Raw genomic sequence first — 24,021 nt, 5'->3', positions numbered from 1 at the left:
GCCATGGCGGGAGTACCCTCTCGCCATGGTTGATTCGTCTTTGCCCACCGCCGAACCCCGCCCGGATTCGCTTCATGCGGATCGGCTCCATCCCTCGCCGAACCATGGCGAGCGCAGGGGGACGGATCGCCCGGACAGCATCATCCTGCATTATACCGGCATGGCCGACACGGCCTCGGCCCTGCTCTGGCTGGCGAACCCGCTTTCACAAGTCTCCTGCCATTATTTCATCTTCGAGGATGGCCGGATCTGGCAGATGGTGCCGGAAAGCCGCCGCGCCTGGCATGCGGGCCGCTCGAGCTGGCAGCGCGAGAATGACATGAATTCCCGCTCGATCGGCATCGAGATCGCCAATCCCGGCCATGACCTCACCCGAATGCCGCCCGAACCCGGCACATATCCGGATTTCCCTTCTGTCCAGATCGAGGCGGTGATCCGTCTTGTGGCGGATATCAAGGCGCGCTGGGGCATCCCGGACAGCCGCATCCTCGCCCATTCCGACATTGCCCCCGGCCGCAAGGTCGATCCCGGCGAGCGCTTCCCCTGGGCGCGGCTGGCCGCCGCCGGGCTCGGCCTCTGGGTGGAGAAACAGGAGGTTCCCGAAGGTGCCCCCACCTACCGGGCCGGAGACGAGGGCATGCCCGTGGCGGCTTTGCAGGCCATGCTCGCGCGTTTCGGCTACAATCTTGAAATCACAGGCGTGTTCGACCCCTATACGGTGGATGTCGTCACCGCCTTCCAGCGCCATTGGCGGCAGGGGAAGGTGGACGGGGTGGCCGATGGCGAGACACTGGCCAGCTTGCGCGCGCTCGCCGCGCTCTCATGACGGCGCCGCCCCGAGGCGCTCCTTCAGGAAATCAAGCAGCACCCGCACGCGGTGGACCCGGAACCGCCCGGGCGGCATGACCGCCCAGACCGGGAATGGCTCGACCGCGTGGACATCTTCGAGCAGGGAAACAAGCCGCCCGTCGGCCAGCGCCCGGTCGACAAGGATATTGCCAAGCCGGACAATTCCCGCCCCGCCAATGGCGAGATCGAGCAGGATATCGGCGCTGTCGACCGTGATCGCCGCCCGGATCGTCATCGCATTCACCCCCTCCGGCGTGTGAAAGGGCCAGCGTGCCAGATGTGGCTGGTGCGAAAGCAGCAGGCATTGATGGCTGGCGAGATCGGCAGGTGTGCGCGGAACCCCGTTTCGGGCCAGATAATCCGGGCTGGCGCAGATGCGGCGATGGCCGTCATAGAGCCGGACCGCCTGGAGGCTGGAATCGCCCATGGCGCCGGTCCGCAGCACAAGGTCGACATGCTCGGCGACTGGATCGATCTGGCGATCCGTCACCGACAGATCGACGCTGATTTCGGGATAACGCGCGTGGAACACCGGCAGGAGCGGCGCCAGCTGATGCTTGGCGATGGCCGTGCCGGCATCGACCCGCACGCGTCCGCCGGGGCGCCGGCCCGCCTGCGAGAGATCTGATTCGACCGCCTCGATCGCTGCGAGGATCTCGCGTGCCCGCTCGAGATAGGTCTGCCCCTCGGCAGTCAGGGCAAGCCGGCGCGTGGTGCGCGTCAGCAGGCGGACGCGGAGCCGGTCCTCGAGGCGGCTGACCAGTTTTGAAAGTGCAGACGGTGTCAGGCCGAGGCCGGGCGCGGCCGCAGCGAAGCTCCCTTCTTCGACGATCCGCACAAAGGCGGCCATGTCATTCATGAATTGAATTCCGGAAATACAGTCTGATTTCGCTGATTATCGCAAAATGAGACCGGATTACAAGGAGGCATGAATGAGACAGCACCCATGGAGATGCCCATGTGCCCCCGATTCCCGATCGATTTCGACACCTATCGCCGCGAAGCCGCTTCCCTCCGGCAGGAGGCGCGCCTCGCCTTTTTCCAGCAGGCGGCGCGGTGGATCACCACGCAGCGCGTGACGGAGAGGAGGGCGCGTGGCCCGGTCGGGCGGGGAGCGGCCCGCATTCGGGCCATCCCTCACTCCGCCGCGACCACATACCCCGCCGGATCATAATTGAGGATCGGCGCCAGCCAGCGCTCGACCTCACGGATATCCATGCCCTTGCGGCGGGCATAATCCTCGACCTGATCTCGTTCCACCTTGGCAACGCCGAAATAATGGCTGTCCGGGTGGCTGAGATAGAGGCCGGACACGCTGGCGCCCGGCCACATCGCATAGCTCTCGGTCAGTTGTACGCCGATGCGCCGTGTCGCCTCGGTCAGGCTGAACAGGGTCGCTTTCTCGGTATGGTCGGGCTGGGCCGGATAGCCGGGCGCCGGGCGGATGCCATCATAGGGCTCGCCATGCAAGTCGTCGGGCGCATAGGCCTCGTCCGGGGCATAAGCCCAGAACTCCTTGCGCACCCGCTCATGCATCCGCTCCGCAAAGGCTTCAGCCAGCCGGTCGGCCAAAGCCTTGGCCATGATCGAGGAATAATCGTCGTTCTTGCCCTTGAGTTTGTCGGCGATCCGGTCCTCGCCGATCCCGGCAGTCACGACGAAGGCGCCGAGCCAGTCCGGCTTGGTGCCTTCCGGCGCCACAAAATCCGACAGGCAGAGATTCGGCCGCCCGTCACGCTTGGAAAGCTGCTGCCGGAGCCCATGGAAGGTGGCCAGCGCCTCCGTGCGGCTCTCGCCGGTATAGAGGCGGATATCATCGCCCACGGCATTGGCCGGCCAGAAGCCGATCACCGCCTTGGCCTGGAACCAGCGCTCGTCGATGATGCGCTTCAACATGGCCTGGGCATCCTCCCAGAGGGCGCGGGCAGCCTCGCCCTGCTCGGCATCCTCGAGAATCGCCGGGAAGCGGCCCTTCATTTCCCAGGTCTGGAAGAAGGGCGTCCAGTCAATGTATCGCGCCAGCTCGGCAAGGTCATAGGATCGGAAGACGCGCGTGCCCGTAAAGGTCGGCTTCGGCGGGGTATACCCGGCCCAGTCGATCTTCTGCGCATTGTCGCGGGCCTTCGCCAGCGGCAGGCGGAGCTTGTCGGCCTCCGACCGGGCATGGGCCTCGGCCACCTTCTCGTATTCGGCGCGGATCGCGGAGACGTAATTGTCGTTCGTTTCTTCCGAGAGCAGCGACGATACGACGCCAACCGCGCGGCTTGCATCGGTCACGTAGACGGTCTGCCCCGCCTTGTAGGCCGGGTGGATCTTCACGGCGGTATGGACACGGCTGGTCGTCGCGCCGCCGATCAGCAGCGGGATGGTGAAGCCCTCGCGCTCCATCTCGTTGGCGACATGCACCATCTCGTCGAGGCTGGGTGTGATCAGCCCGGACAGGCCGATAATATCCACCTTCTCGCGCCGCGCGGTTTCAAGGATGGTCTGGCTCGGCACCATGACGCCGAGATCGATCACCTCGTAATTGTTGCACTGGAGCACGACGCCGACGATGTTCTTGCCGATATCGTGGACATCGCCCTTCACCGTTGCCATGAGGATCTTGCCGGCCGCGGGCATCTCGGTCAGGCCCGAGGCGCGCTTCTCCGCCTCGAGGAAGGGCTGCAGATACGCGACGGCCTGTTTCATCACGCGGGCACTCTTGACCACCTGCGGGAGGAACATCTTGCCGGCGCCGAACAGGTCTCCCACCACGTTCATCCCCGCCATGAGCGGGCCCTCGATCACATGGAGCGGCTTCTCGGCCTGCTGGCGGGCGGCCTCGGTATCCTCGATGATGAACTCGGTGATGCCGTTGACCAGCGCATGCTCGAGGCGCTTCTCGACCGGCAGCTCGCGCCAGGCGAGATCCTGCACCCGCACCTCGCCCTTGCCATCGCCCTTGAAGCGTGGCGCCGCGTCCAGCAGCCGCTCGGTTGAATCCGCCCGGCGGTTGAGGACGACATCCTCGCAGAGCTCCCGCAGTTCCGGATCGAGCATGTCATAGACCGCGAGCTGCCCCGCATTGACGATGCCCATATCCATCCCGACCTTGATCGCGTGGTAGAGGAACACGCAATGCATCGCCTCGCGCACCGGCTCGTTGCCACGGAACGAGAAGGACAGGTTGGAAATGCCACCTGATATATGGGCATGCGGCAGGTTCTGGCGGATGAACCGCGTGGCATCGATAAAATCGACACCGTAATTGTTGTGCTCCTCGATGCCCGTCGCCACGGCGAAGACATTCGGATCGAAAATGATGTCTTCCGGCGGGAACCCAACCTGCTCCGTCAGCACCTTGTAGGCGCGCGTGCAGATCTCGGCCTTGCGGGCATAGGTATCGGCCTGGCCCTTCTCATCAAAGGCCATCACCACCACGGCAGCGCCATAGGCCCGCACCTTGCGCGCTTCGGCGATGAACTTTTCCTCGCCTTCCTTCATCGAGATCGAATTGACGATCCCTTTGCCCTGGATGCATTTCAGCCCGGCCTCGATGACATGGAATTTCGAGGAATCCACCATCACCGGCACGCGGGCAATATCCGGCTCGGCGGCCACGAGGTTGAGGAACTCGACCATCGCCTTCTCGCTGTCGAGCAGGCCCTCGTCCATGTTGACATCGATGACCTGGGCGCCGTTCGCCACCTGGTCGCGCGCGACATCGAGCGCCTCGGCGAGCTTGCCTTCCTTGATCAGCTTGCGGAACTTGGCCGAGCCGGTGACGTTGGTCCGCTCGCCGACATTGACGAAGGGAATCGTCTCGTCGAGCACGAAGGGCTCGAGGCCCGAAAGGCGCAGCAGCGGCTTCGCCTCGGGAATCGCCCGCGGCGCCTTGCCGGCGACAGCCTCGGCAATCGCGCGGATATGGTCCGGCGTCGTGCCGCAGCAGCCACCGACCATGTTGACGAGACCCGCCTCGGCAAACTCGCCGATCAGCGCCGCCGTTGCGGCGGGGCTTTCGTCATAGAGGCCGAATTCGTTCGGCAGGCCGGCATTCGGATAGGCGCAGACAAACGTATCCGCCACGCGGGAAATCTCGGCGATATGCGCCCGCATCTCGCGGGCGCCGAGCGCGCAGTTCAACCCGATCGTGAAGGGCTCGGCATGGCGCAGCGAATACCAGAAGGCCGTCGGCGTCTGGCCTGAAAGCGTGCGGCCGGACAGGTCGGTAATCGTGCCGGAAATCATGATCGGCAGCGGGTTGCCGGTTTCCGCGAAGATCTGGCTGGCAGCAAAGACTGCCGCCTTGGCATTGAGCGTATCGAAGATCGTTTCGATCAGGATCAGTTCCGCCCCGCCATCGATGAGGCCGCGGATCTGCTCGGAATAGGTCGCGACGAAATCGTCGAAGCTGGCCGCACGAAAGCCGGGATTGTTGACATCCGGCGAGATCGAGGCGGTCCGGTTGGTCGGGCCGACAGCACCGGCGACGAAGCGGCGCTTGCCGTCCTTCTCCTGCGCGATCGCGGCAGCTTCGCGGGCGAGCCGCGCGCCTTCCCGGTTCAGTTCATAGGCCAGCCCCTCCATGCCGTAATCAGCCTGGGCGATCGAGGTCGAGGAGAAGGTATTGGTCTCGACAATATCCGCGCCGGCGAGGAAATAATCGAGATGGATCGCCCGGATCGCATCCGGCTGCGTCAGGATCAGCAGGTCGTTGTTGCCCTTGAGCGGGTGGTTCCAGTTCCGGAACCGTTCGGCCCGGAAATCCTCCTCGGAGAATTTCCGGTTCTGGATCTCGGTGCCCATGGCTCCGTCAAGCACGAGAATGCGTTCGCGCGCGGCCGCTTCGAGGGCGGCGCGGATTTCGGAACCCGTGGCGGAAAAGCTCATCCGTTCAATCCTTAGGTCGGGCCGGCGCGGTGGCGCCTTCCCATTTCAAATCAGGCAGCAAGACCGGCGGGCGTGGCCCGCATACCCAGCATGTGGCAGATCGCGAAAACAAGATCGGCCTTGTTCATCGTGTAGAAATGGAATTCGGACACGCCCCGGTCGAGAAGATCGAAGACCTGTTCCACCGCAACCGCTGCCGCCACGAGGCGGCGCGTCTCGGCATCGTCGTCCAGCCCTTCGAAGCGCTTGGCGAGCCAGCCCGGAACCTCGGTGCCGCAGCGCGTGGCGAAGCTGGCCGCCGTCTTGAAATTCTGGACCGGCAGGATGCCGGGCACGATCTCGATACCGATCCCCGCCTTCCGCACGCGGTCGAGATAGCGGAAATAATGGTCGTTATCGAAGAAGAACTGGGTGATCGCCCGCGTCGCGCCGGCATCGACCTTGCGCTTCAGGAGGTCGATCTCCGCCTCGATCGAGGGGCTGTCGGGATGCTTCTCGGGATAGGCCGAGACGGCCACCTCGAAATCACCGATCGCCTTGATCCCGGCCACGAGATCAACAGAGGACTGATACCCTTCCGGATGGGCCTCGAACGGCGTGCCGAGCCCGGTCACCGGGTCGCCGCGCAAGGCTACAATATGGCGAACGCCCATCTCCCAGTAACCGCGGATGATCTCGTCCGTCTCGGCCCTGGTCGCGGCGACGCAGGTCAGATGGGCGGCGGGCTTCAGCGCCGTCTCGTCGAGGATGCGCTTCACCGTCTGGTGCGTGCGCTCGCGTGTCGAGCCACCTGCCCCATAGGTCACCGAGACGAAACGGGGCGAGAGCGGCGCGAGGCGCTGCACGCAGGCCCAGAGGCTCTCGGCCATGGCCTCGTTCTTCGGCGGGAAGAACTCGAACGAGATGCCGAGAGGCGCAGGATGCGGCTGGCGGCTCGAGCGGGTGGGGTAGGCATTCATCACGCAACCTCGCGATGCGACGGAGAAGACGGGGATGGCAGGGGGAAATCCCCGACCAGGCGGGGATCGACACCCAGCCAGAGCGACACGGCAAGCTTGGCCGTCTCGCCCGGTTCAGGGCGGAGAATGTGGCAGGCTTCCGCCCGGAGACCGGACTCGGCGAGGAAGCTCTCCACTTCCGCCTGCTGGAAGCCGAGGCGGCGATGGGCGTGGTGGGCGCGCAGGCTTTCCTCCTGATGGGGAGCGAAATCGACCACCAGCAGCCGGCCGCCGGGGCGGAGGGTCCGCGATGCCTCCCGCACCGCACGGCCGGGATCATCAAGGAAGTGCAGCACCTGATGCAGGATAACGAGATCGAACCCGTTGAGGTCACTCGGCAGCGCATAGGCATCGCCCTGCCGGAGCTGGACATGCCGGAGGCCGGCCGCATCGAGATTGACGCGCGCGACGCCCAGCATGGCCGGGCTGACATCCAGCCCGACAGCACGGGAAACCTGCGGCGCCAGCATTTCCAGCATGCGGCCGGTGCCGGTGCCGAGATCGAGCACGGAATCAAAGCGCTTGCTGCCCAGCAGCGCAAGGACCGCCGCCTCGACCCGCGCTTCCGGCACATGCAGCGAGCGGATCCGGTTCCATTCGGCGGCATGGCGCGAGAAATAGCTCGCCGCCTGTTCCTTCCGCTCCTCGCGCACGGCGGCGAGCCGGCGGCGATCCCCGGACAGCTCGGAATCGGCCGGATCGAGCGCGGCGACAATGCCATCGCGGACCGCCAGCGCGATGGCGCTGTCGGAGAGGCGGAAGAAGGCCCAGGCGCCTTCGCGATGGCGGTCGATCAGCCCCGCCTCGACAAGCAGCTTGAGATGGCGCGAGACGCGCGGCTGCGACTGGCCGAGAATGGCCATCAGTTCGGTGACCGTGAGTTCGCCCTCGGCCAGCAAGGCGAGGATCCGCAGGCGCGTCTCTTCTCCCGCCGCCTCCAGGGCGGTCAGCAGGTCGCCGAAGGCGAACTGGCCACCGGGCGTGGGAACGGGATGCACGCGCATCAAACGACTCCGCAAAACGACATAAAGATATGTTTATATCGTTTGCATTGAAAGTGCAATGCGGAAAGTTCAATCCCTGAAGCGTCCGTTCCCGGTCAGGCCGCACGCCCTTCCCAGACCATGCCGGGGCGCAGGGCCGGGAAGCGCGATTCCGGAAGACCGGCCTTGCCGAGTGCTGCAACGAGATCATGCGGGGGCGCATCGACCGCCTCGTTGGTCAACCGGAAGGTGCCCCAATGATAGCCGAGCGCCTGTTCCAGCCCGAGGATCCGGACGATCTCGACCGCATCTTCCGGGTTGATATGCTGCTGCCGCATGAACCAGCGCGGCTCATAGGCCCCGATCGGGATCAGCCCGAGCCGCAGGTCCGGATGCTTCGCCTTCAGCGCCCGGAACACCCGGCCATCGCCGAAGCCCGTATCGCCGACAAACCAGAGCTTGCCCCAGCGCCCGGCCAGCACGAACGAGGCCCAGAGCGCATGGCGCCGGTCAAACGTACCCCGGGCCGACCAATGCTGCGCAGGCTCGAAGAACAGGGTCAGCCCCGGCGCCAAAGTCGCCGTGTCGCCCCAGTCCCCGGCCTCGACCTCGATATCCGGCCGCTCCGCCCGGATGATCGTGTCATTGCCCAAAGGCACGAGGATGCGCGGCCGGTCTCGATCCCAGAGGCGATGGATCGTCGGCAGGTCGAGATGGTCGTAATGGTTATGCGAGACGAGCACCGTGTCGATCTTCGGCAGGTCGGCAAAGGCGATGCCCGGTGCATTGGCCCGCTTCGGCCCGGCAAAGGAAACCGGGCTCGCCCGCTCCGAATAATGCGGATCGATCAGGATGTTGTGCCCGTCCATCTGGACCAGGAAACTGGCATGACCGATGAAACCCACCCGCAGCTGCCCGGCTCCCAAACGCGCCGGCGGCTTGTCGACCGGCAGGGGGCTCGGGAAAGCCTCGGGCCATGCCTCGGCCTTGTCGCCCAGTTGCCAGCGCAGGAAATCCGTGAAGCCACGCGGCTGGTCCCCGCCGGGATTGAAGAAATGTGTCCCGTCGAAATGATCGGAAACCGGCCCGGAATAATAGGCATTCGCCCGGGCTGGGCGGAGCATGGCGGCGAGCCCCCCGCCGATCGCGGCGAAGGCGAAGGCGATCTGGAGAAAGCGTCGGCGATGGAGCGGCTTGTCTGTCATGCCGGCTAAGGTGGGGCGCGACCGGCCAAGGTTCAATTGCTGCTGCCCCTTCCCGTCATTGCGGGGCGCCCCTTACCGCGCGAATTTCCGATCCGTGATCCGCCTCGGCGCCGCAGCTCCCCCTCTGGCGTTACTCGCACACTGCCGGGCGCTTTTCGTCCGTCCATTCGGCGGCAGGGACGGGCTTGAGCGAAAACGTCACGGCGCGTTTACGCTTCCCGGTCCCCTTGCCCGTGGAGAGGTTGAGGTCGCAGGCGCTGGCACCGGCATCGACATCTTCGGCAATCGAGTCATAGCTGGAATAGGTGATGCCAAGCACGACAAGCCGCCCGGAACGCCAGGCCAGAGTCAGCTTCTGGTCCCATTTGTAGCGTCCCTGCGCATTGCCACTCTCGACAGTGATGATCCCCTTGCGCGGCTCGGCGACTTCGTAGACGCCGTAGCCAAACTCGGCTGTCTTGGACAGCAGGCGCAACTGCTCCTTGCCGGAAGCCGCATCTTTCTCGCCCTTAAAAACATGGAGCGTGGCAAAGGGCCCATCATCCTTGTCACTGGTGAAAACCAGCAGATCATTGACCCCGTCCTGATCGAAATCGACCACAAGCCGGGCAACCACATCTTTCACGGGAACCTTCGCGCCCTGCGCCGTGGCGGAGAACGGGAGAAGCATCAACGCCGCCGCAAGGCAAAATCGCATCACCACCACCCCCTCATTCAGCCCGGGCATGATACCCGGAAAGAGGGGGTTGGAAAGGGCACGACTGCGCCCCTTACCGCGCGAACTTCCGGTACTTGATCCGCTTCGGCTCCACTGAATCCGCGCCGAGGCGACGCTTCTTGTCCTCGATGTAATCCGAGAACGAGCCCTCGAACCATTCGACATGGCTGTCGCCCTCGAAGGCGAGGATATGCGTGGCGATACGGTCGAGGAACCAGCGGTCATGGCTGATGATCACCGCGCAGCCGGCGTAATCCTCCAGCGCCTCTTCGAGCGCCCGCAGGGTATCCACGTCGAGATCGTTGGTCGGTTCGTCGAGCAGCAACACATTGGCGCCGGATTTCAGCATCTTGGCAAGATGCAGGCGGTTGCGCTCGCCGCCCGAGAGCATGCCGACCTTCTTTTCCTGGTCGCCGCCCTTGAAGTTGAACGCCCCGCAATAGGCGCGGGAATGCATCTGCTTCTTGCCGAGATAGATCACCTCGGCGCCGCCGGAGATTTCCTCCCAGACGGTCTTCTTGTCGTCCAGCGCATCGCGGCTCTGGTCGACATAGCCGAGCTTCACGCTCTCGCCGATGGTGATCGAGCCGCCATCCGGCTTCTCGACGCCGGTGATCATGCGGAACAGCGTCGTCTTGCCGGCGCCGTTCGGCCCGATCACGCCGATAATGCCGCCCGGCGGCAGCTTGAACGAGAGGTTCTCGATCAGCAGCTTGTCCTGGAAGCCCTTGTTGAGATTCTCGAAATCGATGACGTTGCCGCCAAGGCGCTCGGCAATCGGGATGATGATCTGCGTGCCGTCCGGCGCCTTTTCGGAAGCCTTCTGCACCAGTTCCTCGTAGCGCTGGATACGGGCCTTGTTCTTGGCCTGCCGGGCCTTCGGCGAGGCGGCGACCCATTCCTGCTCGCGCGCCATGGTCCGCTGGCGGGCGGCATCCTCGCGGCCCTCCTGCTCGAGGCGCTTCTGCTTCTGCTGCAGCCAGCTGGAATAATTGCCCTCGTAGGGAATGCCGCGGCCACGATCGAGTTCGAGGATCCAGCCCGTCACATTGTCGAGGAAGTAGCGGTCATGGGTGACGATCAGGATCGCGCCCGGATATTCGCGAAGATGGTTCTCGAGCCAGTTCACCGTCTCCGCATCGAGATGGTTGGTCGGTTCGTCAAGCAGAAGCAGTTCCGGCTGTTCCAGCAGCAGCTTGCACAGCGCCACGCGGCGCTTTTCCCCGCCCGAGAGCTTGTCGACCGCCCAATCATCCGGCGGGCAGCGCAGCGCGTCCATCGCCTGGTCGACCTTGCTGTCGAGATCCCAGAGGTTCTGGCTGTCGATCTGGTCCTGGAGCTTGGCCGCCTCGTCGGCGGTCTCGTCCGAGTAGTTCATCATCAGCTCGTTGTAGCGGTCGATGATCGCCTGCTTGGCCGCAACGCCAAGCTTCACGTTTTCGCGGACATTGAGGCTCAGATCGAGCTGCGGCTCCTGCGGCAGGTAGCCCACCCGCGCGCCTTCGGCCACCCAGCCATCGCCGGTCCATTCCTTGTCGATGCCCGCCATGATCTTCAGCAGGGTCGACTTGCCGGCGCCGTTGACGCCGAGAACGCCGATCTTGGCATCCGGGTAGAAAGACAGATGGATGTTGTCCAGCACCTTCTTCCCACCGGGATAGACCTTGGTCAGGCCACGCATGTGATAGATGAACTGCCGGGACATTCTGGGCTCGTTTCGCTCGGGTTCGGGGGCGGCACCGGGGGCACCGGAGATGCGCTGAGGTAGCAATGCAGGGGGCCGGATTCAAGTTTATTCGCCCCCGGCGCGACGCATCGTCTTTTCCTGCCGCTCCTAACCAAACGGAAAGCAGGCTCTGCCATCATGCAGTGTCATTCGGGTTGAGTTTCGCGTCCCATGAGCAGCGTTCTGGCCGCCGCCGCGGCTGCAAAGATCCAGGAAATCCGCGCCCAGTCGCTGGCGACCATGCTGGCTGCCGTCAGTGCGGCCGGCCAGGCCGGCGCAGCGGGAGCGCGGCCCGGCGGATCCGGCGGCGCCCCGTTCGAGGCGGCCCAGATCCGCGCGATCCTTGTCGAGATGCAGGGCGCAACCCGCGCTCTCGTCCAGCTTGCCGGTGGCTATGCCGAGGTCGAGCTTCCGCCAGCCCTGTTGCGGCAGGCCGCCGTCGATCCCTCCGTTCTGAAGCAGGGCGCCCTGCTGCTGCTTCCGGCCGACGTGCCCGCCCGGCCGGTGCCCGGCCCGGCCACGGCCGTCACCACACCGAACCCCGCCGTTCCGCAGCCGCAACCCGGACCGGCCGGCGCCTTCCCGCCCGGTTCATTGGGTGCCACGCTCGGCCGGATGACCGGCCTTGCCCTGCCGGCTGCGGAAGCCTTGCCGCTCGCAGGGCAGGCAGCACCAAATCACGCCGCTCTCCGCCCTGTCATGCTGCCGCAGGGCTTGCCCGCGCCACTCGCCGAGGCGGTGCTGCAGAGCGCCGCCCGCCAGCTGCCGCTCGCCCCCGTGCTGACAGCGCTGCTCGGCAAGGCCGCCGAACCGGGCCTCCCGCCTGCCCTCCAGGGCCTGCTCCAGTCACTGCAGGGCCTGCGCGCCAGCCCGGCCAGCCTCGCCACGCCGGAAGGCCTGCAATCCGCCCTCGCCCGGTCAGGTCTGTTCCTCGAAACCAACCTCGCCCGGACCCTCCCCGGACAGACGCCCCCCGCTGATCTCAAGAGCCAGCTCGCCGCGGTCCGGCGCGCCGCGGAGCAGATCCGGCAGGTCACTGCGGGTACCGATCCAGGAGATCTGGCCCGCCTCGCCGAAGGCGGTACGGAACGGATCAAGCTGATGCAGCTCGCCTCCCTGCCGGCCCATCCCGAAATCGTCCGGACGGATGAATCCGGACAGGGCTTCCGCCTCACGGTTTCTGTCCCGCTCGCGCCGCAGGGGCCGGACCGGCCGCAGACCGCGATGATGGGGCTGATGATCGAGCACCAGCCCGACCATGCCCCTGCACCGGAAGATGCCCTCCGGCAGGAGAGCGCCGGCGAGGGACAGCCTTTTCCGTGGAAGGTGCGGATCGCCCTCGATCTCGAGGAGACCGGCCCGGTGGAGGCCGAGATCGGCCTGCGCGGACAGTCGGTTTCGGTGCAGGTCTGGGCGGAGCAGCCGGCCATGGCGCGGCTGGCGCGCCAGAAGATCGGCGATCTCCATTCCGCCCTGTCCGGCGCCGCCTTCGAGATCACGCGGCTGGATGTCCATGATGGACGCTCCGCCCCGCGCCCGAGCCTGCCCAATCCCTATCTGGATCGCCGGCCATGACCGTGCCGGTGACGCTGGACCCGCTGTTTGCCGAAGCCGCCCGCAACCCGGGCGAAAAAATCGCGGTCGCGCTGAAATATGATTTCGGCGACGGCGCGCCGGTTGTGACCGCCAAGGGGCGCGGCGATGTTGCCGAGAAGATCCTCGAGACCGCCCGCGAGCATGATGTCGCGATCGAGCAGAACCCGATCCTCGCCGAGGCCCTGTCCCGGATCGAACTGGATACGGAGATCCCCGTCCCGCTCTACAAGGCGGTGGCCGAGGTCATCGGCTTCCTTCTCCGGACCGGGCAGCTGAACCGCCCGGCCGCCGGCGAGGCAGCCGCCGCGCTTACGACACGCCCGGATCGGCCGTGAAGCCGGCGGCGGCGATGCCGGCCATCGCAGCGGCCTCGTCATTGTCGGAGGTATCGCCGGAAATCCCGACCGCGCCGATCACCTGATCGCCTGATTTGACCAGCACACCGCCCGGAACGGGAACCAGGGCGCCATCGGCGATCTGCATCGCCGCCGCCACGAAGGCCGGGCGCTCGGCCGCCATTTTCATCAGCGAGCGGCTGCCCGAGCCCATGGCCAGCGCGCCATTGGCCTTGGAATAGGCCACTTCCGGCCGCTTGATCGAGGTATTGTCCTCGGTCAGCACGATCTTGCGGGCGGCGCGGGCATCCAGCACCACGATCGAGAGCGGCTTGAAATTGCGCTCGCGGGCGAAGGACAGCGCGGTATCGGCGATCAGACGGGCCTTGTCGTAGGTCAGCATGGCAAGCTCCTGAGGGTTCCGGCTCCTGCTAGCATGTTCCCTCTGCCTGTCATCCCCGGATTTCGCGACCAGCACCTTTTCCGCGCCGGCACAAGCATCTTCCCTGTGCCCCTCCGCTTCTGGTAACAGGAGCCATGAGCGGCCAGGCCGAAATCCGAATCGAAGGCAAGACCGTCACCGTTCCCGTGGGAACCGGCGCGCTGGAGGCCGCCTCGCGCGCCGGCTTCACGCTGCACGACGAATGCTTCGTCGAGCTGGTCGAGGGCACGCTGGATGTGGTCGGCAGCCATGAGGACAACATCGTCCTCGCGCGCCATGCCCGGATCAATGGCCCGGCCCGGCTGCGCTTCGAAACCCGCCCGCGCGAGATCAAGGTCACGGGCGTTCTGGCCGACATTACCGAACTCGCGGCTGGCATCGCCCAGATCGTGATCCGGACAAGCCAGCCGATCCCGTATCTCCCGGGCCAGTATCTCGCCGTCGAATTCGCCGGATTTCCGGCCCGGATGCTCGCCCCGACCCTGACTCTGGATGGCCTTCGCGAACTGGACCAGATGGTCTTCCACATGCGGTGCCACCCCGAGGGCGCGGTCTCATCCGCCCTCGGGCAGGCAATCCGGCCCGGCCGCAAGGTCACCTTGCGAGGGCCCTATGGCCATGCCTTCCTGCGTCGGGGCGAAGGGCGGCTGGTGCTGGTTTCCTCCGGCACCGGTTTTGCGCCGCTCTGGTCCATCGCCGTGGCGGCGCGTCTCGGTCAGCCTCACCGGCCGCTCCACATCATCGCCTCGGCGCGTGACCCGCGCGATCTCTACATGCGCCCGGCTTTGGACTGGCTGGCGAAACATGGCGTCGAGGACATCACGCTGGCCGCCTCGGCGGCGGCGCCCATGCCGCCGGCGCGCCATGGCCGCGCCATCGCCTTCCTGCCGCGGCTCGGTCCGTCGGATACGATCCACGCTTTCGGCGCGGCGATGATGGTCGACCAGCTCCGGCAGGTCGCGGCGCAAACCGGCGCAAGATGCTATGCCAATGCGTTCGGCCCGGCCGAAGCGGGCCCTTCCGCGACGGGCATCCGCCGGTTCTTCCCGGGAACGCCGAAACCCGCCTCGCCGGTTCACGCCCAGATCGAGGCGCTGGCCGCTCGCCTGTCACGCCCGGGGGGCTGACCGGGCAGACGGCGGGTCACTCCGCCGGCCGGCCCTGTCCCGCCGGGTTGCCATGGCCATGCGCGCCCTTGTCCTTGGGGCCGGAAGCAAAGCGCTCCTGCAATTCGGCCAGCTTCTCCGCGATCGTCGAACGCGGCGAGGTGTAGTTCCCGACCATCAGAAACACGGACGGCACCAGGAACAGCGTCATGAAGGTCGAAAGGCTGGCTCCGCCGATAATGACCCAGCCGATCGTTGCACGGGCCTCGGCCCCTGCCCCGGACGACAGCGCAAGCGGCACGGCTCCGAACACGGTGGCGATCGAAGTCATCAGGATCGGCCGGAGACGCATTTCCGACGCCTTGACCACCGCCTCGTAGAGCTCCAGGCCCTGCTCGCGCAGCTGGTTGGTGAACTCGACGATCAGGATCCCGTTCTTCGTCATGATCCCGATCAGCAGGATCATCCCGATCTGGCTGTAGACATTGAGCGTCTGGCCCGTGAGCAGCAGGATGGCCAGTGCCCCGGTCAGCGCCAGCGGCACGGTGACCATGATCACGGCCGGCGCGATCCAGCTTTCGAATTGTGCCGCAAGGACAAGGAACACCACGAGAAGCGCGAAGCCGAACGTCATGTACAGCGAGCTGCTCGCGCGCTTGTACTCTTTCGACTGGCCGTTATAGCCGATGCGGGCCTCGGCCGGCAGCACCTCCTTGGCGATCCGGTCCAGCGTATCGATTCCCTGGCCAAGCGTGACGCCGGGCGCCAGCGACCCCTGAATGGTGATCGAACGGAGGCGGTCGAAGCGGTTGAGCCGCTGCGGCCCGGCCTGCTCGCGCAGCGAGACGAAATTCGACAGCGGCACCAGTTCGCCGGTTCCCGTCCGGACGAACACGTTTTTCAGGTCGTCGGGGCGGATGCGGTTTTCCGCACGCGCCTGCATGATGACGGAATATTCGATGCCGCGATCGACGAAGGTCGAGACCTCGCGTTCGCCGAACATCAGTTCGAGGCTGCGCCCGATCGCCTCCACCGAGACGCCGAGATCGGCCGCGCGCCCGCGGTCGATCTGCACCCGCAGATCCGGCTGGCGCTCGGAATAGTCGCTGTCGAGATTGCGGAAGAGACCGCTCGCATTGGCCCGCTCGAGCACGAGATCCCGCCAGGCAGCGAGCGTCACGAAATCCGGACCACCGATCACGAACTGGATCGGCTGCTGGAAGCCGCGCTGGCCGAGGGAGGGCGGGTTGATCGGGAAGATGCGCGCCCCGGGGATCTGCTGCACCTTGGCCAGCAATTCCTGCTGCAGTGCCTGCTGGCGAATGTTCCGCTGGTCCCACGGCGCCAGCCGGACGATCAGCAAACCGGCATTGACCGGCGCCGGCCGCTGCAGGCCCGGCGCGACAATCGTCAGGCTTGTTCGGACCACCCCCGACTCGAAATAGGGCTTCAGCATCGCCTCGACCTCGCGCACGCGGTCACGCGTGTAGGAGAGCGAGGCGGCTTCCGGCGCGGTCACCGGGATGATGATCGCACCGCGATCCTCGACGGGAGCGAATTCCTTCGGCACCAGGAAGAAGAGCTGCACCGCCGCGAAGGAAATGCCGGCGCCGAGCGCGATCACGAGAAGCGGCGCGTTCAGCGCCCGCTTGAGCATCCGCGAATAGACCCGGCCCATCCCCTCGAAGAATGGCTCGGTCTTCCGGTGCACCCAGCCATGATGCGAGGACAACAGCTTGGAGCACATCATCGGTGTCAGCGTCCGGGCGACAACGCCTGAGAAGAAGATGGCCGTGGCCAATGTCACCCCGAATTCCCTGAACAGCCGGCCGGTCTGGCCTTCCATGAAGGCGATCGGCACAAAGACCGAGATGAGCGTGATCGTCGTCGCGATGACGGCGAAGGCGATTTCCCGCGCACCGATATAGGAGGCCAGCAAGGGAGGCTCGCCCTCCTCGATGCGCCGGTGGACATTCTCCACTTCAACGATCGCATCGTCGACCACAATGCCGATCGCCAGGACAACAGCGAGCAGCGTCAGCACATTGATCGAGAAGCCGAACAGCCACAGCACCGCAAAGGTCGGGATGATCGAGACGGGGATGGCGATGGTCGCCACCAGCGTCGACCGCCATGAGCGCAGGAAGACAAGGATAACGAGAACGACAAGGAGGATGCCCTCGACCAGTGTCTTCAGCACGCCGTTGATCGAGGAGCGGATGAAATTGGCCTCGTTGTAGAGGATCTCCGCATTGGTACCTTCCGGGAAGGCGGGGCGGATCAGGTTGAGCTCCGCCGCCACGCCTTCCGCCACCGACAGGGTATTGGCGGTAGACTGGCGGACGATGCCCAGCCCGATCGCGGTCTTGCCGCTGGCGAAAAACTCGAACCGCTCATCCTCGGCCCCGACCTCGACTTGAGCAACCTCGCCCAGCCGGACCTGATAGCCATTGCGCATGGTCACGACGATATTGGCGAATTGCTCGCGGTTCGACAGCTTGGAATCGGTCTTGACGGTGATCTCGCGCTGGGCCGAGGTCAGCCGTCCGCCGGGCAGGTCGACATTCTGGCGTTTGATCGCCGCCTCGACATCCTGCACCGTCACGCCCCGCGCGGCCATCGCCGCGCGATCAACAGAGATGCGCATCGCATAGCGCCGCTCGCCGCCGATATTGACGCTGGCGACACCGGGCAAGGTGGCCAACCTGTCGATCACGGTCCGGCGCAGGAAATCCGTCAGCTCGAGCGCGTCGAGATTGGTCGAGGTCACACCGATCCAGAGAATGGCCTGCGCATTGGAATCGACGCGCTGGATGATCGGCGCATCGACACCGTCCGGCAGGCGCGACAGGACGCGGCCGACACGGTCACGCACATCGGCGGCGGCCGCGTCCGGATCGCGGTTCACATCGAATTCGATGGTGATCGACGAACGGTCGTTCTGGCTGAAAGAATTGATGTTGGTGATGCCCTCGATGCCGGCAACGGCGCGTTCGAGTACTTCCGTCACACGGCTCTCGATCACCTCGTTCGAGGCGCCGCGATAGGCGGTGGAGATGGAGACGACCGGCGGATCGATCTGCGGGTATTCGCGCACCGGGAGCGACATCAGTCCCGCCACCCCGGCCACGCAGAGAAGCAGGCTGATCACGCTGGCAAAAACCGGGCGCTGGATGGAAACGTCGGAGAGCTGCATGGTCGCTCCTGTGGAACCGGTTCAGGAAACGCGGGCGAACGAAACGCCCGGTGCGCTGTCGAATGTCAGGCCTTCTTGCCGGCAGCGGCCGGGTCGCCCGCGCCGGCGGCCGGCACGCTGCTCTGGCCCGGGAAGGCCGGCTTGGTCCGGACAGGTTGACCCTGCCGGATGCGCTGCACGCCACGGACGACGATCGTCTCGCCGGCGGCGAGCCCCGTCAGGACCTCGACCTTGCCGTCCTGCCTTTGCCCGATCGTCACGACGCGGCGCTCGATCTTGCCGTCCTTGACCACGAAGGCGATCTGGCGCGGCCCCTCTGCCACGACCGACTCTTCCGGCGCCAGCAGGGCATTCTCGCGCGCCGCGATCTGCAGCGATACATTCATGAACATGCCCGGCTTCAGCGCGCTGTCAGGATTGGGAATGATCGCGGTGAGCTTGGCCGAACGGGTCACCGTGTCGATGCGCGTATCGACGACGGCAACGGTGCCCTCGAAGATGCGCCCGGGAAATGCGAGCGAGGTCGAGCGCACCGTCGCGCCGACCTTGATCCGGTTGACCAACGTTTCCGGCACGGCAAAATCCAGCCGCATCCTGGAGACGTCATCAAGCGTGGTGACCGGAACGCGGTTATCCACCAGCGCGCCAAGGGAAACCTGCCGCCAGCCGACGCGGCCGTCAAATGGCGCCCGCAGGATCAGGTCATCCAGCCGCGCCGCAGCGGCGCGCTCGCGCGCTTCGGCTGCAGCAATGGCGGTCTCGATCGTCCGCAACTGCAAGGTCAGGTCGGCGACCTGCGCTTCCGTTCCCGCGCCGGTCTGGCGGAGCTGAAGCGCGCGCTGCAATTTCTGATTGGTCTCGTCCCGCTGGGCCTTCGCCGTGGCGATGGCCGCACGCGTCGCCTCAAGATCGGCGCGGCGCTCGGCCACATCGAGCCGGATCAACTCGTCGCCGGCTTTCACCGTCTGGCCTTCCTCGAACGAGATCTTCTCGACTGTCCCCGACACCTTGGCGGTAAGGGTCACGGATTCGAAGGCACGCGTGGTTCCGACCGCTTCGGAAATCTCCATCACCGAACCGGTGCCGACATTGGTCACCTCGACGGTGGCCGGCGGCACATTGCCGCCCGGCCCGCCGCGCCCGGGTGCACCGCCGGGGGCCGGGCGGGGCTTAGGAGCCAGCGCTGCCAAGCCGGGAACCTTCGCAAGAACAGGCGCGATGGCTGACCATTGCTGCCAGCCGAGAAGCATCCCGCCTCCCACAACCGCAATGATCACCAGCTGCGTTGTCGTCCGCATGCTCGTCTCCTGCATGCATGGCCGGGTGCCCCCGCACGTGGCCATGCTCCAATGTCGCCTGAAGGATATTTAGGGCGGCCATCTCCGAAAAGATACCGGTTCTGCGCGGATATACTGCATTGCGGCATCACGATATGCGGGCGCGCAATACCCCGATGCATCGACCGAGGCATCCTGCCCCGAGGATGCCCGATCTGGGCAGTGATGCGACAGGGCAAAGGCGCCGATTCCGGATGGAGCAAGCGCTCCACCGCCGACAGAAGCCCATGCGCCCGTTGACGGCCCTGCCTTGCCCGGCATGGAAAGCTTCGTCTTCACAAATACGTGAGGTCACACCGGAAGCCCCTTCCTGACCGGGGGGCCATGCCGGCTGCCCGGCTTGATCGGGATCAAGGACGGGCAACCCCGTCATGCCATGGTCAATAAACGGAGGCTCCCGATTAAAGGGGGCCGGATGATCCGCATTGGGGAGGCCCTGACATGACCGACATGCCCCCGCCCGCCGCCTTGCCAAGGCGCGATCCGATCGTCCGGCCTGTCACCGTGAATGACATCGCCGAAGCCATCGGCGCCGGCCTGCGCGACCTGCAGGCGACGCCGCTCCTCAGCCTCGGCTTCGGAGCGCTCTATGCGCTGGGCGGGCTGGCCATCCTGTTCTCGGTCACGGCCCTCGGAATGCCCTACCTCGCCTACCCGCTCGCAGCGGGCTTCGCGATCATGGGCCCGTTCGTGGCCGTCGGCCTCTACGAAATCAGCCGCCGCCGCGAACAGGGGCTCCGGGCGACGCCGGGCGGACTCTGGCGGACAGTGCGGAGCCGGAGCGAGGTGGGCTGGATGGCTTTCGTCACGCTCTTCATCTTCATCATCTGGATGTACCAGGTGCGGCTGCTGATGGCGCTTTTCCTCGGCTTCAACGCCAATTTTGCCACGCTCCCGCAATTCATCAATGTGGTACTCACAACGCAGGAAGGCCTCCTCTTCCTGGCCCTCGGCAATGTGATCGGCGCCGTCCTGTCGGTTATCCTGTTCTCGCTGACTGTCGTGTCGTTCCCGCTTCTCCTGGACCGCGATGTCGATTTCATCACGGCGATGATCACGTCGGTCCGGGCGGTCGTCACCAGCCCCGGTCCGCTGGTGGCCTGGGCGCTGGTGATCGTGATGCTGCTGATCGTCTCCGCCCTCCCGGCCTTTCTCGGGCTGATCTTCACCCTGCCGGTGCTCGGCCATGCAACCTGGCATCTCTACCGCCGGATCGTCGCCCCGGAGGAGCAACCCGCTGCCAGCGAGGAAGCCGGCGCGAATACCTGACGCGGCTTCTCACCCGATCCGGATCGCGATGATGCCGGCAAAGGCAAGGACGCCTGCCGCGATATGAAACCGCCCGATTGCCTCGCGGAGAAAGAAATGCGCGAAGGCAATGGCGAAGAGGACGCTGGTCTCGCGGAGAGCGGCGGCGAGCGCGACCGGCGTGATCGAGACAGCCCAGATATAGAGCAGGAAGCTCGACATCGAGATCAGGGACAGGCTGAGCCCTTTCGCCCCGTGGCGGCGCAGCATCGGCACGAGGTCGCCGCGCTCCCATTGCGTCAGCAGCCCGATCAGGATCGCGTTGCCGATGGCCAGTGCGAAAGCATAGCCCATGACGGTCCCGCCCAGCCGCACGCCGATCGCATCGGCCGTGGTGTAGCCCGCTCCGGCCACGGCCGAGACGAGGGCAAACAGCACGCCGCGCAATTCGGTGCGGCCTGCCCGATGTGCGGCAAAGGCCAGCATGATCAGCGCGCTGGCGATCATCACCACGCCGGCAAAGCCCGCAGGGCGCGGCCACTCGCCGAGCAGGAGGATGCCAAGCGGCAAGGTCATCAGCGGGATGCCTGCCCGCATGATCGGGTAGGTCAGGCCGAAACTGGCATGGCGATAGGCTGCCATGGCAAAGCGGATGCCGAACGTGTTGATCACCATGCCGCCCATCAGCCAAGGCCAGGCGGCCGCAGCGGGGGGGCCGAACCAGGCAAGGCCAGGCAGACTTATGATGCCGGCCCCGATTACCGCGGCAGCAACAATGTCACCGGGCTCCGAACTGCCCCGCGCGAGCGCGTTCCACGACGCATGGAGAATGGCACTGATCAGGACTGCCACGAAAGGCAGGGTGTCGATCACGGGGGGACTCGAGGCAGCGCCGGCTTTGCCGCATGGGCGCAGCGTCGCCGCGCACAATGCCCGCATCACCGGATGAGGGGAACATTCCGCCTCAGGCTATACAGTTCCTCCGGCCAGCGCCATGCCGGATCGCGCCTGTTCAGGAAGTGCCATAGATCCGGTCGCCGGCATCGCCGAGCCCCGGCATGATATAGCCCTTCTCATTCAGGCCCCTGTCGATCGCAGCGGTCCAGATCGGCACATCCGGATGAGCTTCCCGGAGATGGCGGATCCCTTCCGGCGCGGCCAGCAGGCAGACATACCGGATATCACGCGCACCCCTTGCCCTGAGCCGGTCGATGGCGGCCACGGCGGAATTCCCGGTCGCGAGCATCGGATCGGTGACGATGACGAGCCGGTCCGGCAGGTCCTTCGGCGCCTTGAAGAAATACTCGACAGCCTCGAGCGTGTCATGGTCGCGGTAAAGGCCGATATGGGCGAAGCGCGCGGAGGGGATCAGTTCCTGCATGCCCTCGGCCAGCGCGATCCCCGCCCGCAGGATCGGCGCGAGAACCAGCTTCTTGCCCTCGATCTTCGGTGCATCGAAAGGTTCGAGCGGAGTTTCGATACGCTCGGTCGTCAGCGGCAGGTCCCGCGTGACCTCATAGGCCAGCAGCATCGACAATTCCCGCACCAGCCGGCGGAACTCGCCCGAAGCCCGCTTCCGGTCCCGGAGCAGCGACAGCTTGTGCTGAACCAGCGGGTGCCGAACCCAGTGAACACCATCCATCGGAACCTGTCTCCTGATCCCGGCCCCGGAGCCGGCTGCACCCCTTCATGCATTCCCCATGCCTTGAAGGCGCGCAAGGGCCTGCCTCCCGCCGTTAACTTTTGACAGGTTAACGCCCGGCATGGGCATCATCCGGACCATGGCCGAGATGCAGGCGCATCGCGGGAAGAAAATCGCGGCCGGACGATGCACGGAACCACCGGATGCCTGTCCTGCAAGGACCGCACAAGCCGATGCGCTGTCCGGGCCAAGCACTGCGGATCAGGAGCGGATTCAGGCCCGGAGAACAAATCGGAAGCACTTTATTAATTATGAGACCCAACTAATTTAGTGCCACCGTATAAATTAACTAATTGCCCTCGGCTCTTGTTAACCGGCCACAGCCCAGTGGTTCTCCTGAAACCTCAGAAGGGAGGCTTCACAACATGGAGAACCATCAAATGCGTCTCAAGTCCGCCCTGCTTGCAGCAGGTCTCAGCCTGGCCCTCGTGCCGGCTGCCCATGCCGCCACCGCCACCGGCACCCTGAACCTCAGCATCACAATCACCGCCTCGTGCACGGTCGTGTCCGCTTCCGCGATCAACTTCGGTTCGGTCGGCGCGATCGGCGCCAACATCGACCAGACGAGCACGCTGACGGTGAACTGCTCGAACACCACGCCCTACACAGTGGCGCTCAGCGCCGGTGGTGGCACGGGTGCAACCGTTGCCTCGCGCAAGATGAAGTCGGGCACGAACCAGATCAACTACTCGCTCTATCGCGATGCCGCCCGCGCCCAGGTCTGGGGCACGACGACAGGCACCGACACCTATGCCGGCACCGGCTCGGGCGCCAACCAGGCGATCACGATCTATGCCCGCGTCCCCTCTCAGGCGGTTCCGGCGCCTGGTACCTATACCGACGCTGTGACGGTGACTGTCACGTACTGAACCTCCCGTGCGGGCTGGCCTGCCGGCCAGCCTGCCTTGCCTCTTCCCCTCGCCCTACAATGCAAGCCGAAATCATGCCCGATCTTGTGGCAGCCACGGAGGATTCGATGAAAAAGACCACTTATTCTTTGATTTCAATGGTCTTTCTTGCCCTCTCTGGGGGGCTTGTGCCACAAGGTGCCCAGGCCGCCGCGCTACAGGCCTCGCCGGTCCTGATCGAGCTGCGGCAGGACAGCCCCAGCGCCATTGTCCAGATCCGCAATACCGGCCAGGCTCCGATCGCGGTTCAGACCCGAGTCTATCGCTGGACGCAGGAGAACGGCCAGGAAAGCCTCGATGACACCGACGACCTGACCGCCTCCCCGCCGATGACAACCCTGCAGCCGGGCGCAACCTATTCGGTCCGCCTTGTCCGGGTGAACCGCGAGCCGGTTGCCCAGGAACAGGCCTATCGGGTGCTCGTCGATGAATTGCCGGATCCGAGCCGCCAGCAATCCGGCACGATTGCGATGGTTGTCCGTCATTCGATCCCCGTCTTCCTGCTGGCGTCGGAAGGAAAGCCAGCGCAACTCACCTGGTCTGTCGGAACGCGCAATGGCCGGCTGGTCCTTCGGGCGACAAATAGCGGCGACCGCCGGGTTCGCCTCTCCAAGGTTTCCGTCCGGCTGCCCGGCGGGCAGAATGTCAGTTTCGGCAATGGCCTGCTCGGCTACGCCCTGGCAGGTTCGACCATGGAATGGCTCTCGCCCGGCCGCGCCTCGGGTTCCGGCGGCACGATCACTGCAACGACCGAACTTGGCACGATCACCGGCAAGGCCACTGGCCTTCGCTGATCG

At 65.5% G+C, this 24,021-nt stretch carries 19 protein-coding genes; 7 read left to right on the top strand and 12 right to left on the bottom strand.

Annotation, left to right across the window (positions count from 1 at the left end):
* Positions 1-25: 25 nt before the first annotated feature.
* Positions 26-826 (top strand): peptidoglycan recognition protein family protein, encoded by an 801-nt coding sequence (locus P0652_RS06500; protein WP_284177953.1) that lies wholly within the window; start codon positions 26-28, stop codon positions 824-826.
* Here P0652_RS06500 and P0652_RS06495 read toward each other — a convergent pair.
* From P0652_RS06495 to ettA, 7 genes are all read right to left on the bottom strand, one after another.
* Entirely contained in the window at positions 821-1,708 is an 888-nt protein-coding gene (locus P0652_RS06495; RefSeq protein WP_284177952.1) for a LysR family transcriptional regulator, read from the bottom strand. The genes P0652_RS06500 and P0652_RS06495 overlap by 6 nt on opposite strands.
* Before the next feature lie 278 nt (positions 1,709-1,986).
* Complete coding sequence (gene metH / locus P0652_RS06490) at positions 1,987-5,724, bottom strand: methionine synthase (RefSeq protein WP_284177951.1); 3,738 nt, start codon at positions 5,722-5,724, stop codon at positions 1,987-1,989.
* Between the two features lie 50 nt (positions 5,725-5,774).
* On the bottom strand, positions 5,775-6,683 hold the full coding sequence (gene metF / locus P0652_RS06485; RefSeq protein WP_284177950.1) for a methylenetetrahydrofolate reductase [NAD(P)H]: 909 nt from the start codon (positions 6,681-6,683) through the stop codon (positions 5,775-5,777).
* A complete protein-coding gene (locus P0652_RS06480; protein ID WP_284177949.1) occupies positions 6,683-7,726 on the bottom strand; it encodes an ArsR/SmtB family transcription factor in 1,044 nt (347 codons plus the stop codon). Before P0652_RS06480 ends, metF begins: the two co-directional genes overlap by 1 nt.
* 95 nt (positions 7,727-7,821) lie before the next feature.
* Entirely contained in the window at positions 7,822-8,910 is a 1,089-nt protein-coding gene (locus tag P0652_RS06475) for an MBL fold metallo-hydrolase (protein WP_284177948.1), read from the bottom strand.
* 130 nt (positions 8,911-9,040) lie between these two features.
* A complete protein-coding gene (locus tag P0652_RS06470; protein WP_284177947.1) occupies positions 9,041-9,613 on the bottom strand; it encodes a hypothetical protein in 573 nt (190 codons plus the stop codon).
* 67 nt (positions 9,614-9,680) lie between these two features.
* Positions 9,681-11,333 carry an energy-dependent translational throttle protein EttA gene (gene ettA, locus P0652_RS06465; protein WP_284177946.1) on the bottom strand — a complete coding sequence of 551 codons (1,653 nt, stop codon included), beginning with the start codon at positions 11,331-11,333 and terminating at the stop codon, positions 9,681-9,683.
* Positions 11,334-11,525: 192 nt separating this feature from the next.
* On the opposite strand from ettA, the gene fliK reads away from it, so the two are divergent.
* A complete protein-coding gene (gene fliK / locus P0652_RS06460; RefSeq protein WP_284177945.1) occupies positions 11,526-12,929 on the top strand; it encodes a flagellar hook-length control protein FliK in 1,404 nt (467 codons plus the stop codon).
* Positions 12,926-13,285, top strand: a complete 360-nt coding sequence (locus P0652_RS06455) for an EscU/YscU/HrcU family type III secretion system export apparatus switch protein (protein WP_284177944.1) — start codon at positions 12,926-12,928, stop codon at positions 13,283-13,285. Before fliK ends, P0652_RS06455 begins: the two co-directional genes overlap by 4 nt.
* On the opposite strand, the gene P0652_RS06450 is transcribed toward P0652_RS06455, so the two are convergent.
* Positions 13,260-13,688: a GlcG/HbpS family heme-binding protein gene (locus tag P0652_RS06450; protein ID WP_284177943.1), complete on the bottom strand. Its 429-nt coding sequence runs from the start codon at positions 13,686-13,688 to the stop codon at positions 13,260-13,262. The genes P0652_RS06455 and P0652_RS06450 overlap by 26 nt on opposite strands.
* 134 nt (positions 13,689-13,822) lie before the next feature.
* Here P0652_RS06450 and P0652_RS06445 point away from each other — a divergent pair, with 134 nt between their 5' ends.
* Entirely contained in the window at positions 13,823-14,854 is a 1,032-nt protein-coding gene (locus P0652_RS06445; RefSeq protein WP_284177942.1) for an FAD-binding oxidoreductase, read from the top strand.
* A 16-nt stretch (positions 14,855-14,870) separates the two neighbouring features.
* Here P0652_RS06445 and P0652_RS06440 read toward each other — a convergent pair whose 3' ends face one another.
* Both P0652_RS06440 and P0652_RS06435 read right to left on the bottom strand, forming a co-directional pair.
* The gene (locus P0652_RS06440) at positions 14,871-18,029 is read right to left on the bottom strand and encodes an efflux RND transporter permease subunit (RefSeq protein ID WP_284177941.1); all 3,159 of its coding nucleotides are present in this window, start codon (positions 18,027-18,029) and stop codon (positions 14,871-14,873) included.
* A gap of 65 nt (positions 18,030-18,094) precedes the next feature.
* Positions 18,095-19,327: an efflux RND transporter periplasmic adaptor subunit gene (locus tag P0652_RS06435; RefSeq protein WP_284177940.1), complete on the bottom strand. Its 1,233-nt coding sequence runs from the start codon at positions 19,325-19,327 to the stop codon at positions 18,095-18,097.
* A 480-nt stretch (positions 19,328-19,807) separates the two neighbouring features.
* Between P0652_RS06435 and P0652_RS06430 the strand changes: the two genes are divergently transcribed.
* Positions 19,808-20,635, top strand: a complete 828-nt coding sequence (locus P0652_RS06430; protein WP_284177939.1) for a DUF2189 domain-containing protein — start codon at positions 19,808-19,810, stop codon at positions 20,633-20,635.
* A 9-nt stretch (positions 20,636-20,644) separates the two neighbouring features.
* On the opposite strand, the gene P0652_RS06425 is transcribed toward P0652_RS06430, so the two are convergent.
* Entirely contained in the window at positions 20,645-21,487 is an 843-nt protein-coding gene (locus P0652_RS06425) for an EamA family transporter (protein ID WP_284177938.1), read from the bottom strand.
* Between the two features lie 139 nt (positions 21,488-21,626).
* A complete protein-coding gene (gene upp, locus P0652_RS06420) occupies positions 21,627-22,256 on the bottom strand; it encodes a uracil phosphoribosyltransferase (RefSeq protein ID WP_284177937.1) in 630 nt (209 codons plus the stop codon).
* Between the two features lie 440 nt (positions 22,257-22,696).
* On the opposite strand from upp, the gene P0652_RS06415 reads away from it, so the two are divergent.
* The gene (locus P0652_RS06415; RefSeq protein ID WP_284177936.1) at positions 22,697-23,185 is read left to right on the top strand and encodes a Csu type fimbrial protein; all 489 of its coding nucleotides are present in this window, start codon (positions 22,697-22,699) and stop codon (positions 23,183-23,185) included.
* Positions 23,186-23,292: 107 nt separating this feature from the next.
* Entirely contained in the window at positions 23,293-24,018 is a 726-nt protein-coding gene (locus tag P0652_RS06410; RefSeq protein ID WP_284177935.1) for a fimbrial biogenesis chaperone, read from the top strand.
* The last annotated feature ends 3 nt before the right edge of the window (positions 24,019-24,021 follow it).

The organism is Rhabdaerophilum sp. SD176 (assembly GCF_030143245.1).
GTDB lineage: Bacteria > Pseudomonadota > Alphaproteobacteria > Rhizobiales > Beijerinckiaceae > Rhabdaerophilum.
This window is presented reverse-complemented; position numbering and strand designations above follow the sequence as displayed.